General features: G+C 64.6%; 14 protein-coding genes and 3 pseudogenes. 6 read left to right on the top strand and 11 right to left on the bottom strand.

What is annotated here, in order from left to right:
• Positions 1 to 98: 98 nt before the first annotated feature.
• From ACPEE0_RS15145 to ACPEE0_RS15175, 7 genes are all read right to left on the bottom strand, one after another.
• Positions 99 to 1,448, bottom strand: a complete 1,350-nt coding sequence (locus tag ACPEE0_RS15145; RefSeq protein WP_424574795.1) for an alpha-L-fucosidase — start codon at positions 1,446 to 1,448, stop codon at positions 99 to 101.
• Positions 1,445 to 2,413: a carbohydrate ABC transporter permease gene (locus tag ACPEE0_RS15150; protein ID WP_424574796.1), complete on the bottom strand. Its 969-nt coding sequence runs from the start codon at positions 2,411 to 2,413 to the stop codon at positions 1,445 to 1,447. Before ACPEE0_RS15150 ends, ACPEE0_RS15145 begins: the two co-directional genes overlap by 4 nt.
• Positions 2,410 to 3,228, bottom strand: coding sequence for a carbohydrate ABC transporter permease (locus ACPEE0_RS15155; RefSeq protein ID WP_424574797.1), 819 nt, complete (start codon positions 3,226 to 3,228; stop codon positions 2,410 to 2,412). Before ACPEE0_RS15155 ends, ACPEE0_RS15150 begins: the two co-directional genes overlap by 4 nt.
• Before the next feature lie 153 nt (positions 3,229 to 3,381).
• Positions 3,382 to 4,344 carry an extracellular solute-binding protein gene (locus tag ACPEE0_RS15160; protein WP_424574798.1) on the bottom strand — a complete coding sequence of 321 codons (963 nt, stop codon included), beginning with the start codon at positions 4,342 to 4,344 and terminating at the stop codon, positions 3,382 to 3,384.
• On the bottom strand, positions 4,296 to 4,634 hold the full coding sequence (locus ACPEE0_RS15165) for a hypothetical protein (protein ID WP_424574799.1): 339 nt from the start codon (positions 4,632 to 4,634) through the stop codon (positions 4,296 to 4,298). The genes ACPEE0_RS15160 and ACPEE0_RS15165 overlap by 49 nt, the downstream gene beginning before the upstream one ends.
• A 220-nt stretch (positions 4,635 to 4,854) precedes the next feature.
• Positions 4,855 to 5,634, bottom strand: a complete 780-nt coding sequence (locus ACPEE0_RS15170; RefSeq protein WP_009358893.1) for a FadR/GntR family transcriptional regulator — start codon at positions 5,632 to 5,634, stop codon at positions 4,855 to 4,857.
• Positions 5,631 to 5,792 carry a hypothetical protein gene (locus ACPEE0_RS15175; RefSeq protein WP_424574800.1) on the bottom strand — a complete coding sequence of 54 codons (162 nt, stop codon included), beginning with the start codon at positions 5,790 to 5,792 and terminating at the stop codon, positions 5,631 to 5,633. The genes ACPEE0_RS15170 and ACPEE0_RS15175 overlap by 4 nt, the downstream gene beginning before the upstream one ends.
• Positions 5,793 to 5,815: 23 nt before the next feature.
• Between ACPEE0_RS15175 and ACPEE0_RS15180 the strand changes: the two genes are divergently transcribed.
• The 6 genes and pseudogenes from ACPEE0_RS15180 to ACPEE0_RS15205 all read left to right on the top strand — a co-directional run bounded on the left by ACPEE0_RS15180 (position 5,816) and on the right by ACPEE0_RS15205 (position 11,190).
• Entirely contained in the window at positions 5,816 to 7,201 is a 1,386-nt protein-coding gene (locus tag ACPEE0_RS15180) for an L-fuconate dehydratase (protein WP_009358892.1), read from the top strand.
• On the top strand, positions 7,198 to 7,626 hold the full coding sequence (locus tag ACPEE0_RS15185; RefSeq protein ID WP_009358891.1) for an RbsD/FucU domain-containing protein: 429 nt from the start codon (positions 7,198 to 7,200) through the stop codon (positions 7,624 to 7,626). The genes ACPEE0_RS15180 and ACPEE0_RS15185 overlap by 4 nt, the downstream gene beginning before the upstream one ends.
• A 13-nt stretch (positions 7,627 to 7,639) precedes the next feature.
• On the top strand, positions 7,640 to 8,527 hold the full coding sequence (locus tag ACPEE0_RS15190) for an amidohydrolase family protein (protein WP_424574801.1): 888 nt from the start codon (positions 7,640 to 7,642) through the stop codon (positions 8,525 to 8,527).
• Between the two features lie 2 nt (positions 8,528 to 8,529).
• Positions 8,530 to 9,500: pseudogene (locus ACPEE0_RS15195) on the top strand (aldo/keto reductase).
• A 58-nt stretch (positions 9,501 to 9,558) separates the two neighbouring features.
• A complete protein-coding gene (locus tag ACPEE0_RS15200; RefSeq protein WP_424574802.1) occupies positions 9,559 to 10,404 on the top strand; it encodes a fumarylacetoacetate hydrolase family protein in 846 nt (281 codons plus the stop codon).
• Positions 10,405 to 10,431: 27 nt separating this feature from the next.
• Positions 10,432 to 11,190 carry an SDR family NAD(P)-dependent oxidoreductase gene (locus tag ACPEE0_RS15205; RefSeq protein WP_009358887.1) on the top strand — a complete coding sequence of 253 codons (759 nt, stop codon included), beginning with the start codon at positions 10,432 to 10,434 and terminating at the stop codon, positions 11,188 to 11,190.
• A gap of 301 nt (positions 11,191 to 11,491) precedes the next feature.
• On the opposite strand, the gene ACPEE0_RS15210 is transcribed toward ACPEE0_RS15205, so the two are convergent.
• From ACPEE0_RS15210 to ACPEE0_RS15225, 4 genes and pseudogenes are all read right to left on the bottom strand, one after another.
• Positions 11,492 to 12,232, bottom strand: coding sequence for a dienelactone hydrolase family protein (locus ACPEE0_RS15210; RefSeq protein WP_424574803.1), 741 nt, complete (start codon positions 12,230 to 12,232; stop codon positions 11,492 to 11,494).
• A gap of 51 nt (positions 12,233 to 12,283) precedes the next feature.
• Positions 12,284 to 13,644, bottom strand: a pseudogene (locus ACPEE0_RS15215) (MFS transporter).
• Between the two features lie 216 nt (positions 13,645 to 13,860).
• A complete protein-coding gene (locus ACPEE0_RS15220; protein ID WP_424574804.1) occupies positions 13,861 to 14,628 on the bottom strand; it encodes a serine hydrolase in 768 nt (255 codons plus the stop codon).
• A gap of 270 nt (positions 14,629 to 14,898) precedes the next feature.
• Positions 14,899 to 15,251 (bottom strand): annotated as a pseudogene (locus ACPEE0_RS15225) (GNAT family N-acetyltransferase).
• Between the last annotated feature and the right edge of the window lie 36 nt (positions 15,252 to 15,287).

Raw genomic sequence — 15,287 nt, forward strand, 5'->3', positions numbered from 1 at the left:
ACCTCGCCCGGCTCGCTGATGTACACCTAGTGCCCACGACGGCGGCCCTCCCCTTTGCAGGGACGGCCGCCGTCGCGGAGGTAATCATCTGTCCGAGGCTATCCCCGGGGGATGCGGACGATGACCGGTCCGAGTCGGTCCGCGGTCAGCGTCACCTTCAGTACCTGGCCGTCGAAATCCAGGGATCCGCCGGGCCCTGCCAGTGAGGCCTTCGCCAGGGCGAACCGGTCCGGCCCCAGTTCGAGTGCGGCCTCAGCTCGCTCGCCTTGTGAGTCAACAAAAGCCACAACCTCCGTCCCCCGGTCCACCCAGCGGATCCAGGGATCACTCTGGCTTTCTGCCGGAGCGTCCTCGAGCGGCCGTCCGCCCACCAGGTACTGTTTGGCGTTTGCCATCCAGCGTCCAAGGTCGGTGAGCGCCTGGCGCTGGATCTCGGGGATGGTGCCGTCGGCCCGTGGGCCCACGTTCAGGAGGAAGTGACCACCGCGGGAGACGACATCCGTCAGGTGGCGTGCCAGCTGCTTTCCCGTGAGTGACTGCTCCGGGCCTTCCACCTGGTTGTAGCCGAACGAGAAGCCGATGCCACGGCAGTTTTCCCACTGGGATTCGGACTCCGACTGGGAGGAATGCTCATACTCACTTGTTGCGTAGTCCTTGTGGGTGGCGCCCCAGCGGTCGTTGACCACGCCCTCCGGGTTGGTGGAGTAGAAGTGCTGGAAAAGCGTGCCAAGCCCATGCCCGCCAAAGTGCTTGCCGGCGTCGGGCCATTCGATGTCGTTCCACAGGACATGGGGACGGTATTTGTCCACCAGGTCCACGACGTGGTTGTATGCGTACTCGGCATAGCCGGCGTCTTTGGGCCTGGCGGTGTCATGGACGCTTTCGCTGGTGATGTGCGGCGGGAAGGGCCGCACGTGCCAGTCCAGCCCGCCCGAGTAGTACAGGCCCAGCTTCAGGCCCTTGGCCTCGACAGCGCTTGCGATCTCGCCGATCAGGTCCTTCCGGGGACCGCGCCGGACGGTGTTCCGCTCCCCCGTTCCGGGAGCATCCCAGAGGGCGATGCCGTCGTGGTGCTTGGTGGTGGGCACCACGTAGTCCGCGCCCGCAAACTTGAACAGCTCCACCCAGTCCGCGGGATCGAACTGTTCCGCTTTCCACTGGTCCAGGAAGTCGTCGTAGTCCCCGCCGCCGTAGGTCTCCTTGTGGTACTGCTGGGCAGGACTGCCGTCAATGCGGATGGTGTTGTAGTACCACTCCGCGTAAGGATTATGGGTGAACCATTTCCTGTCATCGTCGATGGTGCCCAAGGCTCCGATGGGTTCCGCCCAAGCCGGGACTGAATAGGCACCCCAGTGGATGAAGATGCCGAACGGAGAGTTCTGGAACCACTCCGGCGTGGGGCGGGACAGCTGCTGCCATTCTTCAGGGCTGGCCGATTCATTGGTCATTCTGAACTCCATTCTTGAGGTGGAAAAGTCGTGGAAACGGGAAGCAGGGTTAGTGGACGGGGCGGGTCAGCGTCCGCCGAAACCGCCCATACTGACGCCTTTGACAAGCTGACGCTGCAGGAGGATGACCACCAGCAGGCTGGGAAGCACTGCCAATGTTGCTGCGGCCATAAGGGTTCCCAGTCGGTCCCCCTCTCACCCGAAAACATGGACAGGCCCAGCGGGATGGTCGCCTGCGAGACGTCGTTGATCACAATCAACGGCCAGAGGAAGCTGCTCCAGTAGTCGATGAAGCTGAAGACTGCCACCACTGCAAGTGGCGCGCGAACGAGCGGCAGGATGACGCTCCACAGGATGCGGATCGAGCCTGCCCCGTCAATCCGGGCTGCTTCCTCAAATTCCTCCGGCAGGGAGAGCAGGAACTGGCGGATCAGGAATGCCCCGAAGGCCCCAAACGCGAAGGGGACAATGAGGGCCGTCGGCGAATTCACCAGCTCCAGCTTGTTCATCATGATGTACAAGGGGATAACCAGGACTTCCTGGGGCAGCACCAGTGTTCCCAGGAAAACCAGGAACAGCTTGTCCCGGTGCTTGAACTGCATCCTTGCGAAAGCGTATGCGGACAGCAGGGATACCACCGTGGTCAGGGCTGCGCCGGCAATAGCCACCAGGAAGCTGTTGATGATGACCCGGCCAAAGGGGATGGCCGTCCAGGCGGTGACATAGTTGGACCATTCCACCCTTGAGGCCAGGAAGCTTGCCCCGGTGGAGAAAATTTCCGAGGTGGGCTTGAGGGACGTGGCAAGCATCCAAAGGAACGGGAAGAAGAAGACCAGCCCCACGAGGATGGCGCCGGCACGGCTGATGTAGTGCCCCGGGTGCTTCTTTTTCCGCATACCTGGGCTGTGCCAGCGATGGGTGGTGGGCTTGTCCGTGGCCGGCTTGGCCAGCGTTTCAGTTGTCATAGTTGACCAGCCTCTTCTGCTGGGAGAACTGCAGGGCGGTGATGAGCATGACGATCACGAACAGCGCCCAGGCGAGCGCCGAGGCGTATCCGAGTTTGTCGAAGGAAAAACCGTTGCGGTACAGGTAGAGCACGATCGTGTTGGTGGATTCGCCCGGTCCACCGAGTGTGAGCAGGTAGGGCTGGGTGAACACCTTGAACGACCCGATGATCGTCATCACCGTGCAGAAAAAAGAGCGACGGCGAGAGCATGGGAAGCACCACCCGGAAGAACCGCTGCCACGCACCTGCGCCGTCGATGCGTGCCGCTTCCAGCAGGTTGGGCGAGATGCCGTTCAGCCCGGCGCCCAGGACGATGATGTTGTACCCGATGCCCTGCCATACGGACATGGCGATCAGGGATCCCATGGCCAGTTGGCTGTCACTCAGCCAGGACGGGCCGTCGATGCCGAAGTTGGCGAGGAAGCTGTTCACCACGCCGTCATCGGTCAGCATCAGGCGCCACACCAGTGCGTTGGCCACCATGGGGGTCACCACCGGGATGAAGAACAGGACCCGGAAGAAGGGTCCCCAGCTGCCGAGGTGGTGCAGCCAGGTGGAGACGGCCAGCGCCAGGACGAGGTTGAGTACGGTGTAGCTGACGGCAAAGAACAAGGTGTTGCCCAGGACTGTCCAGAACACCGGGTCCCCGGTGAGCATGCGGGCGTAATTGTCCAGCCCCACGAATTCAGGCGCGCCGAACAGCGGCCAGTCGAACAGGCTGATCACCAGGGAGGCGACGAGCGGCAGCACGATAAAGACCAGGAAACCGAGCATCCCGGGGGCGAGGTAGGCTGCGGCCAGCCGTCCATGCCCGGGAGTACCGGCCGGCTTCCTTCCGTTTTTGACAGCAAGCGTCGGTAGAGCAGTCATCATTGACCTTTTCCGTGAAGGGGCAGACTCCCGGAGGAAGCCCGCCCCCGGGGAAATTTACTTGGCGGAGTTCATGATCGTGGCGAGAAGTTCCTCTGCGGTCTTGCTGCCGCGGAAGCCCTCCCCGGAGTATTGCGTGAAGGTTGTTTCCACCTGGTTCCAGTTGGGCGTGGTGACCAGCGGGCGGCCGCTCTCCAGCAGGGCTTCCACCACCGCCACATCAGCTTCCGGCTTGTTGCCGGCCCAGTCCTTGACCGCCGATTCCACGGACGGCACTGTTCCGCGGGCTGCACCCACGGCGCCGACCACCTCAGGCGTGGTGATCTTCATGATGTTCTGGAAGGCTGCTTCCTTGTCCTTGCAGGATGCGGCAATGGCGAACGCGGAGCCCTGGATCATGCCGATGCTTTTACCCGACTCCGAAGGGACCACGGCGATCCCTACCTTGCCCTGGGTCTTGGTCGTGAGCATGTCATACATCCAGGGTCCATCAATGATCATGGCCGCCTTGCCACTCATGAACTGCTGCTCCGGGACGTCAGTGCCGTCGGATGCCTGCGGAGCGTTGGCTACCTTCTCCTTGGCGGCAAGGTCGAAGGCGAATTGCTGGTCCTTCACCAGGCCTTCATTGGTCAGGTCCAGCTGCCCGTCCTTGACAGGCTCGTTGCCGTTCGCGAACGCAATTGGCAGTCCCGGCCCGGAGCCGAAGCCGGGCGGAACGGCGAGACCCGCCACACCGTCCTTGGTCAGCGCCTTCAGGTCTGCGACGAACTGGCTGGTGGTGTAATTCAGTGTCGGTTCCTTGACGCCCGCCGCGGCCAGGAGGTCCTTGTTGTAATAAAGGACCACGGGCTCCGCGTCGTAGGGGATGCCCCGGAGGGTCCCCTCTACCGTCAGGCCGTCAATCATCGCCTTGTTGTACATGGAAACGTCAATGTTGTTGCTCTTGACCAGGTCGTCCAGAGGAACGGTCAGGTCCTTGAGTTCCTGGGCCGGGCTGCCTGCGTGGTGATAATGCATGGGGCGCCGGAACTCGACAGCCGGGTCTTGACCTTCGTCCAGTAGTCGTTGAAGCTCGGCCCCTCGAGGGTCAGATTGAAGTCGGGATCCTTCTCCTTGGCGGCGTCGATAAACGCCTGCCACTGCGCCCGGTCGTTTTCGTTGGTGATCCAGGTGTACATCGAGGAGGCTTCCTTGCTCTCCCCCGATGACCCTGCACTTGAAGAACCACAGGCAGTGAGCGCGGTGGCAGCAACCGCGGCCGCCGCTGCTGCACCGAGAAGACGGCCGGTAACGCGTTTGTTCAACACGGTGAATGTCCTTTCGTAGCTGGGGACAAAGGCTGCCCGGCGACGTCCTCGTTGCCTGGCTGATGTGATCCCCGCAACCTTTGTATAACCAACAGAATGACCCGCACCCGCAACGGAAGTCAAGGAATCATCTGATCTTTCTTTGCATCAAAACCAATTGCCGCGTCGAATAGTCGCAGTTTGATCCGCATTTGGTAAACAAGGTCAGACGAATAGCAGGTTATCGAACAGCCTCACTGTCAGCCAAAGCCCCCAGCGGATCCGCCTCGCGCCCTTCAAGCCCGGACTCCGGAATGGCGGTCACGTAGTCCTCGACGGCGTACAGGTGGTTTGCCATCCGCGTCCTGGCCCGGTCCACGTCGTGCCGGCGCAGCGCCTCCAGAATGCCAAGGTGCTCACGGTGCGTGGCGAGCAACCCCTCATTGTCATGGATGGAACGCCACATGCGTCCCCGGATGGTGTTGGTGGACACGGTTTCGATCAGCGCGGAGAGCACATGGTTGGCCGACGCCTCCGCAACCAGCCGGTGGAACTCCACGTCGCATTGCATGGCAGCGGCATGGTCGATCGGTGCGGCGTGGATTGCGGCGTGGGCCCGCTCCAGGATGCGTTCAGCTGCATCGAGCTGCTCCTCGCCGATCCGGATGGCAGCCGCCGCCGCGGCCTCGGTCTCCAGCGCCCGCCGGACGGTGTGCACCTGGTTGGCCCGCTCGCCATCCTGCAGTCCCACCCAGAACTCCATCGCCGAAAGCAGTGCAGCGGGCTCAAGCCGGGTCACGAAGGTGCCTGCCCCCTGCCGGGTTTCCAGGATGCCCATGGTGGACAGTGCACGGACACCTTCCCGAAGCGAGCCGCGGGAGACCTGCAGTTCGGCAGCCAGGTCTTTCTCGATGGGCAGCCTGTCTCCGGGCCGGAGCCGGCGGGAGGACAACATCCGCTTGACGCCGGAGATCACAACGTCTGTCTGCGACATCGAACCGTTGGATGTACCACTGGTCATGGCAGCCGCCTTTCTGGGTGCACTTTCAGGGGGCTTCGCCCCATTTCTTCTTCATCAGATGTATTGCTTGGAAAAAAGGATGATGGTCCTATATTCTCATCAAATACTTCCAAATACATCAGATGATGCTCGCAACGTTGCTGGACCATCTTCTTCATAGCCTGAACCTGGAGGGCTCACCTTGCCACACATCACCGGATATGACGTGTTCGACGTGCGTTTTCCGACTTCGCTGACTGCCGACGGCTCGGACGCCATGAACCACGACGCCGACTACTCTGCAGCCTATATAGTCCTCACCACGGATGATCCTGCCGTTTACGGCTGTGGTTTCACCTTCACCATCGGACGAGGCAACGAAGTCTGCGCTGCGGCCATGGAGCTTCGGGCCCGCCCCCTCCTGGGACGGGATATCGACGCAGTCTGTGGAAGCCTTGGAGGGACCTACCGCAGCCTGAAACAGGATTCGCAGCTCCGCTGGCTCGGTCCGGACAAAGGCGTGGAACACCTTGCCCTGGGCGCCGTAATGAACGCGGTATGGGACCTGGCGGCACGGCGGGCAGGAAAACCGCTGTGGCGACTCCTGGCGGATATGCCGGCCGAGGACATCGTCGACGCCGCAGACCTTACGTACCTCTCGGATGCGCTGACCCGGGAGGAGGCCTTGGAGATCCTGGCCCGGCTGGCTCCCACCCGGGGTGAACGCATCCAGCAGCTGACCGAAAGCGGCTACCCGTGCTACACAACGTCTGCAGGCTGGCTCGGCTACTCTGACGAAAAGCTCCGGCGGCTTTGCCAGGAGGCCGTGGACCAGGGGTACCGGCACATCAAGCTCAAAGTTGGCGCATCACTGGAGGACGACATCCGCCGCCTCGGAATCGCGCGCGAGGTAATTGGACCGCAGGGCAACCTCATGATCGACGCCAACCAGGTATGGGACGTCCCACAGGCCATCGACTGGGTCAAGCAGCTGGCGGAATTCAATCCGCTCTGGATCGAGGAGCCCACCAGCCCAGACGATGTCCTTGGCCACGCGGAAATCCGCAGGGCCGTCCAGCCGATCGGGGTGGCCACCGGGGAGCACGGCATGAACCGCGTGCTCTTCAAGCAACTTTTCCAGGCCGGGGCAGTGGACTACTGCCAGCTGGACGCCTGCCGGCTGGCCAGTGTGAACGAAGTGCTTGCCGTCCAGCTGATGGCAGCCAAGTTCGGTATCCCGGTCTGCCCGCACGCCGGCGGCGTGGGCCTGTGCGAACTTGTCCAGCACCTCTCGATCTTTGACTTCATCGCCATCTCCGGCGACCTCACAGGCCGGGTCACTGAATTCGTGGACCATCTCCACGAACATTTTGTTGATCCGTGCATCGTCCGGGACGGTGCCTACGTCATGCCGGCAAACCCCGGCTATTCGGCGGAGCTCAAGGCACAGACACTGCAGGACTATGCCTTTCCCTGGGGCGACTATTGGGCCGGAACGGACGCAGGACGTGCGGAACAGGAATGGCGGACCGGCAGCGCTGGCCGCGGCATTGCGTTCGCGGGTGCACGGGCTAAGGCTGAGGCATGATCAACTACACCCTGACCCACCCGGGCCTGCTGGCTGCACTCGCCGAATCCGGCCACGGTTCGCAGATCCTTATTGCTGATGCCAACTACCCCCACAACACAGGTGCGCCAGCGTCGGCACGACGGATAGCCTTGAACCTGCGGCCGGGCCTGCTGACAATCGACCAGATCCTTGACGTCCTGATCGACGCCGTCCCCATCGAGGCGGCAGCCGTGATGACGCCGCCCGACGGGAGCTGGACGGAGGCGATCAAGGGTTACGGTCAGTCCCTGGGCGGCGCTGTCCCCGTCACCTCGTACCAGCGTTTCGATTTTTATGATGCGGCGCGTTCACCGAATGTGGCTGTCGTCATCGCCAGCGGCGATACCCGGCACTATGCCAACCTGCTGCTGACAATCGGTGTCCGGCCCGAAGCCACGGCATAGTGGAGGCCCCTGCATGAAGGTCATAGATTCGCACGTCCACGTTTGGGACCCGGCAGTACTCGCCTACGACTGGCTGGCCAACAACCCTGCCCTGAACCGGCCCTTTCTTCCGCAGGACCTTCCGCACACTCCAGCCAACACCCTGGCGGCCGTATTTGTGCAGGCAGACTGCCGGGACGACCAGGCGCTGAAAGAAGTGGACTGGGTATCCGGCCTGGGCAGCAGCTGGCCCACTCTGGCCGCAATCGTGGCCTTTGCCCCGGTCAGCAGCGGGGACAGCGTGGCCGAGGACCTTGACCACCTGCTGCAGCGCCCTTTGGTCCGCGGAGTGCGGCAGCTCCTGCAGGACCGGGACGAATCCTTCGTGCTGCATCCGGACATGCTTGCCGGCGCGCGGCGGGTGGCCGAAGCGGGCCTTGCCTTCGACGCCTGCATCCGCACCGGCCAGCTTGCCGCTCTGACCGCGTTCGCCGACCGTGCGCCCGCGCTTCAGATCGTGCTGGACCATATGGGAAAGCCACCCATCGCCAGCGGCGCCTTCACGGAGTGGAGCCGCGGGATGCGTGAACTTGCCCGCCGGCCCAACGTCGTCGTCAAGATTTCCGGAGCCGGCGCAGAATCCGACCGGACCCGGCCAACCGGGCCACAGGCACTGCCGTACATCAGGGAAACGCTGCACCTTTTCGGTGCCGACCGCTGCATGCTTGGGAGTGACTGGCCCGTCTCACTGACAGGAGCGGCCGCCTACCAGGAGTGGATCACCACGGCAGAAACAGCGCTGGCCGGTGCGTCCGAAAGCGAGCGCGAAAGTGTCTCCTCCGGGACCGCGGCCAGGGTGTACCGGTTGGCGGAGGGAACAGAACAGGCCATTACGGAAGCCAGGAAACAGGAGAAGGACTGAGAATGCAGGCAGAAACCCGCACCATCCCCGGTACCGGCATTTCCCTGCCGGTGCTCGGCTTCGGGGCAGCGCCCATTGGCAACCTGTACCGGCAGGTGCCGGAACAGGAGGCGGCCGACGCCGTTGCCGCCGCCTGGGAAGGCGGCATCCGCTACTTCGACACCGCACCGCACTACGGGCTCGGCCTTTCGGAGCGCCGCCTTGGGGCGGTCCTGGCCGGCCAGGACCGCGGCACCTACGTGCTCAGCACCAAAATCGGACGCTTACTGCGGCCAAATCCGTTCCCGCACGGCAAGGACACCGAGGGCTTCGACGTCCCTGACGATCTCATCCGGGTCCGCGACTATTCCCGCGACGGTGTGCTGCGCTCCATCGAGGAAAGCCTCAAGCGGCTGCGAACCGACCGCATAGACATCGTCTACATCCACGACCCTGACGATTACTGGACCGAGGCGGTGGAAGGTGCGGCGCCTGCCCTATCAGCCCTGCGGGATGAGGGCGTGATCCGTGCCTGGGGTGCAGGCATGAACCAGGCCGGCATGCTCCACCGCTTCGTCACCGAAACAGACATAGACGTGGTGATGCTCGCCGGCCGGTACACACTGCTTGAGCAGGGCGCGGCAGCGGACCTGCTCCCGGCCTGCCTTGAACGCCAGGTGGGCGTGGTGAATGTTGGCGTCTTCAATTCAGGCCTGCTTTCCAAGGAGCGGCCCGCCAGCGATGCCACCTACAACTACGCCCCGCCCCGCCGGAACTCCTGGACAGGGCGAACCTGCTGGCGGACATCTGTGAATCGCACGGGACCACGCTGCCGGCCGCAGCCCTTCAGTTCCCCTACCGCCATCCCGCCGTAACGGGTGTGGTCCTGGGCATGCGGACGCCGGACCAGGTGAAGCAAAACCTGGACCTGGCGGCACAGTCCGTCCCTGAGTCCCTCTGGGACGAACTCCGGGACCGCGGCCTGATCACCTGACCGGGACACCCGGCTGACCTCGGCAGTAGCCGAACAAGCACCAAGGAAAGAAGGACCAATGCAATTTGCGCGCATAGGTGAGCCGGGCAAGGAAGTCCCCGCCCTGCTGCACCAGAACAAGTACTATTCGCTGGAACCGGTGGCGAAGGATATCGACACCGACTTCTGGGAATCGGACGGACCGGGGCGTGCCGCCGCTGCCCTCGCCGCGGGGGAGCTGGATGAGCTCAGCGTTGACGGCGCCAGGATCGGGGCACCCATCGCCCGGCCCTCGTCCGTCATCTGCGTAGGCATGAACTATGCAGCGCACGCCGCCGAATCAGGGTCCGCACCCCCGACGGTGCCCATCATTTTCCACAAAGCACCCAACACCGTGGCGGGGCCCTACGATGCCGTGGCCATCCCCCGCGGCTCCACCAAGACCGACTGGGAAGTCGAGCTGGGCGTCGTCATCGGCCGCCGGGCCTCCTACCTGGAGTCGCCACGGCAGGCACGGGACCACGTTGCAGGCTACGTCACCGTCAACGACCTCTCCGAACGCACCTTCCAGCTCGAGGTATCGGGCGGCCAGTGGTCCAAAGGCAAGAGCTGCGCCGGCTTCTGCCCCACCGGCCCCTTCCTGGTGACCCCCGACGAAGTCGATCCCTCCGACCTAACGCTGCGCAGCTGGGTGAACGGCGAAATCCGCCAGGACTCCTCCACCCGGGACCTCATTTTCGGCGTGGAGCAGATCATCTACGACCTCAGCCAGTTCCTGGTCCTTGAACCCGGCGACCTCATCTGCACAGGCACCCCCGAAGGCGTTGCCCTGTCCGGCAGGTTCCCCTACCTCAAACCGGGGGACGTCGTCGAAATCGAAGTCGCCGGGCTCGGACGCCAGCGGCAGGAATTCTTCCAGGGCTAGCCGCCAGGGACACGAAAGGAACAAACAATGGAGTTTGCGGGACTTAAGGCGATCGTCACCGGAGGGGCGTCCGGCATTGGCGCCGCCACCGCCGCGCTGCTCAAGGAGCGCGGCGCCGCTGTAGCGGTACTGGACCTGCAACCGGAGCAGGCGGGCCACGGCCTTATCGCCATTCACTGCGATGTTTCCGACGACGGCTCTGTCCGCCGCGCCGTCAAGGAGGCGGCGGACAGGATGGGCGGCATCGACATTGTGGCCAACAACGCCGGTGTGGGTGCCCAGGGCACCATTGAATCGAACGACGACGACGAATGGCATCGGGTCTTCGACATCAACGTGATGGGGATGGTCCGCGTTTCACGGGCCGCCCTCCCGTACCTGCGCGAGTCCAGCCATGCTGCCATCGTCAACACCTGTTCGGTGGCCGCGACGGCCGGACTCCCCCAGCGTGCCCTCTACAGTGCCACCAAGGGGGCGGTGCTTTCGCTTACATTGAGCATGGCAGCGGACCACCTGCCCGAAGGCATCAGGGTCAATTGCGTGAACCCGGGCACCGCGGACACACCGTGGATCGGCCGGCTCCTGTCCACAGCCCCGGACCCGGCAGCGGAGCGTGCGGCGCTGGAGGCGCGGCAACCCCATGGCCGGCTGGTCACGCCGGAGGAGATTGCGGCCGCGATCGTCTATCTGGCCAGTCCCCTGGCGGGTTCCACCACCGGCGTCGATCTCGCAGTGGACGGCGGCATGCAGGCATTGCGCTTGCGGCCCCGTCCCGCCGCATCGTAGGCACACCAGCAGTAGCACTTATGGCCCCGCTGAATCCACGAGGCAGCCCACCTGCAGGGAACGGTTCCAGATCTAGGTCCGCCGCGTGCCGTCCCACCTGCGCTGGCGCAGCTTCCGGCTGGCAACAGGGAGCCGCCCATGAACAGCACGCCCAGGACCACTGCGGCCACGCCCACGTAGAACCAGCCGCCCCGGGTGAAGACCATCAGCGCAACACCGATCATGCCCAGTCCCTTGGCGGCGATATCCAGGTACAGCTGAACCTTCGGGGAGTCCATACGTCCACGATAATCCCGGCGGGCTAGTCCCTGAGGCTTCTGTCCAGGAACGCCAGGGTCCGGGTCCAGGCGTCCTTCGCGGCATGGGCGTTGTACCTGGCGGGGGTGCTGTCATTGAAGAAAGCGTGCCCGGTCCGGGGATAGACGACTGCTTCGAAATCCACGCCCGCGGCGGACATTGTCTTCTTGAGCTCCGGCAGTTTGTCCACCAGCGCCCTGTCCTGTTCGCCGTAGAAAGCGAGGACGGGACAAGTGATTCGGCGCAGCTCTTCCCCGGTGAAGTCGGCGCTGCCGTAAAACGGCACCGCCGCACGGAGCCGGGGCTCGCGGGTGGCCAGCGCAAAACTGTAGCCGCCACCGAAGCAGAACCCTGTGACTGCCACCCGTCCGGCCAGGCCCGGTATTCCTTCCAGGTGGTTGAAGCACACCTGCAACGCCTCAAGGGTCCGTTCGGCGAATTCCGGCGAGTCCAGCGGGGACGTCAGCTTCCGGAGCCTCGGCTGGACCTTGCTGCGCTGTTCGGGGTCAGGATCTGCGAGGGCCCGCAGCACCTCCCCGGCCACCTCGGGCGTCATGCCGATGTCCGTCATGACATCGGGCACCAACACCAGGTAGCCTTCGGCGGCGTACCGGTCCGCGACGTCCTTGATGTGGTCCACCAGGCCCCAGATTTCGTGGATCAGCAGCAGGCCGGCCTTGGGCTGGCCTGGGGGTTCGCTGACATAGGCCTGCACCGACGTTGCTGCGTTTCCCAGAGTCATCATGTTTCCCATGGGGCCAGCATGGCACGCCGTCCAACCGCTTCCTAGGGGTTCCTACGCTTCCCGCTGCCGCCACAGCAGGCTCACGCCGAACGTCACCACGCACAGGACCAGCATGGCCAGCACCATCCGCCCCCAGCTTTCCTGGTCCACGCCGCCGGCTGCGAAGACGCCGATCATCACCGTGGCGGTAATGGCCCCCACGTACCGGCAGGTCTGGTAAATGCCCGCCGCCACGCCCCGCTCCTGGGCCGGACGGACACGAACATGCCCTGGTTGGAGGCAATCCCCACCGTTCCGTAGGGCACGCCCATCAGCGCGGTCAGCACCACCACCAGCGGGATGACGAGTGTCCCGGTCAGCAGCCACATCAGGCCTGCCACAGCGGTTAGCAGGACGACGCCGGCCAGCAGCACGCGCCGTACCCCGAACCTTCCCATCGCCTTGACCGCCCACGGCGTGGCAGCCACGGACATCGCGGCGAGCGGCAGCATCAGCAGGCCTACGACGCCGGGATCATAGCCGCCGGCTTCCTGCAGCAGCTGCGGCAGGCCGAAGAAGACGAAGTAGTAGACGCTGCTGAACACCGCGAAGGCCAGGTACACCAGCATCAGCGGCCGGTTCCGGCCGAGCAGGCGGAGGTCCAGGAACGGCCGGTTGAAGCGGAGCTCGCGCCAGGCGAAGAGGGCGCCGATCGCTGTTCCGGCGCCCAGCATCCACCAGCGGTACCCTGGCAGCACATTGAGCGCGGCCATCATCACCAGCATCAGCGCGGCCACGAACGCCAGGATCCCGGGAATGTCGGAGTCCCGCAGCAGCTCCACCACGCTCCCCCGCTCCCGGGCCTCGTCTGGCGGCGCCGCCCGCCGCACGATCAGCAGCGCGGCCAGCGCGAGCGGAACGTTGACCAGGAACAATGCTTCCCACCCCACCAGGCTGACCAGCAGTCCGCCGACAACGGGCCCGACGGCGGCCGCGGACGTGTTTGCCATCTGCAGCCGTCCCAGCGGGCGGGCCGGCTCCATCCCGGCGCGGTGCGCGATGGCACCCACCATCACCACCGCGCTTGGGTAGGCGGTGGCCGTGCCGAGCGCCATCACCGCCCGGGCAACGCAGAGGAGGACGAAGTTCGGGGCGAACGGCGCCAGCGCACAGGTGACGGCCACCAGGGCCATGCCCAGCATGAACATCCGGCGCGGCCCGAACCGGTCCGCCAGCCTCCCCATCACCGGCTGGCCCGCCGCGGAGGCCAGGTAGAAGGAGGTGACCACCCAGGTGACGGCGGCGACGTCGAGCCCGAAATCGGCGCGGAGCACCACCAGGGCCACGGCGATCATGGAGGAGTTGAGGGGGTTCAGTGCCGTGCCCAGGCTGAGGCCGGCGACGGCCAGGGCAGTCCGGGGGTTGTTGCTCACGGTAACAGTCTGGTGCAAGGTGCGGCCGGGACGCGACTTTCGCGGTCCGGAGCGTCACCCGGCCGCTGGGCTGTTACTTCCCGGCCGGGGTCAGCGGGAACAGGGCGTCCTCAACCGTGCCGGTCAGCTCCCGGATGAGCTCCGCCTGTTCCGGTTCCTCGAAGCCCTCGGGGTTTTCGGTGTAGATCACCAGCGCGAAGGTGGAGCCGCGGTAGGTCAGGAGCGCGGCGTCGTGGAGGTCCCGTCCATCTCCCCGTATTTGTGCTGCACGTCTATGCCGGCGCGGGACCCGGCGGGGATGAGGTCATCGTTGTTGGTGTCCTGCATGTAGCCCAGCAGCTCGGCCGTGTTGGCTTCGTTGAGCAACTCCCCGGCATGCAGCTTCTTGAGGACCAGTGCCATGTCTGCGGCGGTCAGCAGGTTCTGTTCCGGATCGTAGGTGACGCCCATCGAGGCCGCATAATTAATCAGCCGGGGATAGCCCACGGCGTCCATCAGCAGCAGCCACGAATCATTGTTGCTCTGGTTCACCATGGCTTCCATCTGGAAGGCGGCGTCGTAGTCCCCCATCGGGTCATCGAGGCTGGCTTCCCCGGTTTCGACCAGGTGGTAGAAGGCTGCCGCGGTGATCAGCTTGGCGGTGCTGGCGGCCGTGAACACGTCTGTGTCACCGAACGTCAGAGCGGCGTCGCCCGAGACGTCCGCCAGCGCGACGCCGATCCGGTAGTCGCCGGCTTCATCGAGGATGGACTCAACCTTGTCCTGCAGCGAGTCGGGCGCGGCAGCCACCGGTTCGGCCGGGACGGGGGCGGCGGCCGTGGGGGCTGCGGTGCCGCCGAACGGCTCGGACCGGACCACGGCCAGGGCGGTGGTGGCCACGATGACCAGCGCGACGGCGCACAGCAGGAGCGCCACCTTCTTCCGGCCGTGGCGGACGGGACGAACTTCCTGCTCTACCCGCGGCTCTACTGGGTGCACCGGCATAGGGGCTCCTGTCACAACTCAACAATCTGGGCATCACGTCCCAGCACGCGATGTGATGCCGATTAGATCACCAGTTGTTGGGAGCCGGCTGATAGCCCGCCGGAGTGTTGCCCGGGTCGATTCCGACACGGCAATTCACTTTCGACCCGCAGGTTCCCTGTCGCGGCCCAAATTTCAGGGGCGCCAGGGAATCTGCGCGTCGAAAAGCAGAGTCTGCGTCGAAAGAGGATGTGCGCGTCGAAACCCAGGATGCGCGTCGCAGGCCTGCAGCTACGCCCTTGTCCGGGCTGCGAGCGCCGTGTCCAGGAACTCCAGGTGCGCCGGCTTCACCGCAGCCACGCTGCCGGCATATTCGGGGTGCTTGGCAAGGAACTTCTTGATGAACGGGCACACGGGGACAATGCCCGTTCCGGCGGCCACGGTCTCGTCCAGGGCCACCGTGGCCAGCCGGCCGGCCAGTCCCTGTCCCCCGTATTCCTCGTTGACCACCGTGTGGTAGAAATCCGCTGCGGCGACCCGCCGCCGTCGTACGCCTTGTACGTGGCCTTCCCGATCACGTTGCCGGCGTCGAGTATTTCGAAACGCTCGCGTTCGGCGTTGTGGCGGATGGTGATGTCACTCAAGGGGATCTCCTTCGATGCGGTGTGGCCTCTGCACAG

The sequence above is a fragment of the Arthrobacter sp. SD76 genome (genome assembly GCF_049726125.1).
In the GTDB taxonomy this organism is placed as follows: Bacteria; Actinomycetota; Actinomycetes; order Actinomycetales; family Micrococcaceae; genus Arthrobacter; species Arthrobacter nitrophenolicus.

Coding starts and splice junctions, on each gene's coding strand:
- ACPEE0_RS15170 (WP_009358893.1), bottom strand. CDS start 5,634: ATGACCAGTGGTACATCCAACGGTTCGATGTCGCAGACAGACGTTGTG.
- ACPEE0_RS15175 (WP_424574800.1), bottom strand. CDS start 5,792: ATGAAGAAGATGGTCCAGCAACGTTGCGAGCATCATCTGATGTATTTG.
- ACPEE0_RS15185 (WP_009358891.1), top strand. CDS start 7,198: ATGATCAACTACACCCTGACCCACCCGGGCCTGCTGGCTGCACTCGCC.
- ACPEE0_RS15200 (WP_424574802.1), top strand. CDS start 9,559: ATGCAATTTGCGCGCATAGGTGAGCCGGGCAAGGAAGTCCCCGCCCTG.
- ACPEE0_RS15160 (WP_424574798.1), bottom strand. CDS start 4,344: ATGCATTATCACCACGCAGGCAGCCCGGCCCAGGAACTCAAGGACCTG.
- ACPEE0_RS15155 (WP_424574797.1), bottom strand. CDS start 3,228: ATGCTCGGTTTCCTGGTCTTTATCGTGCTGCCGCTCGTCGCCTCCCTG.
- ACPEE0_RS15150 (WP_424574796.1), bottom strand. CDS start 2,413: ATGACAACTGAAACGCTGGCCAAGCCGGCCACGGACAAGCCCACCACC.
- ACPEE0_RS15220 (WP_424574804.1), bottom strand. CDS start 14,628: ATGCCGGTGCACCCAGTAGAGCCGCGGGTAGAGCAGGAAGTTCGTCCC.
- ACPEE0_RS15210 (WP_424574803.1), bottom strand. CDS start 12,232: ATGATGACTCTGGGAAACGCAGCAACGTCGGTGCAGGCCTATGTCAGC.
- ACPEE0_RS15145 (WP_424574795.1), bottom strand. CDS start 1,448: ATGACCAATGAATCGGCCAGCCCTGAAGAATGGCAGCAGCTGTCCCGC.
- ACPEE0_RS15205 (WP_009358887.1), top strand. CDS start 10,432: ATGGAGTTTGCGGGACTTAAGGCGATCGTCACCGGAGGGGCGTCCGGC.
- ACPEE0_RS15190 (WP_424574801.1), top strand. CDS start 7,640: ATGAAGGTCATAGATTCGCACGTCCACGTTTGGGACCCGGCAGTACTC.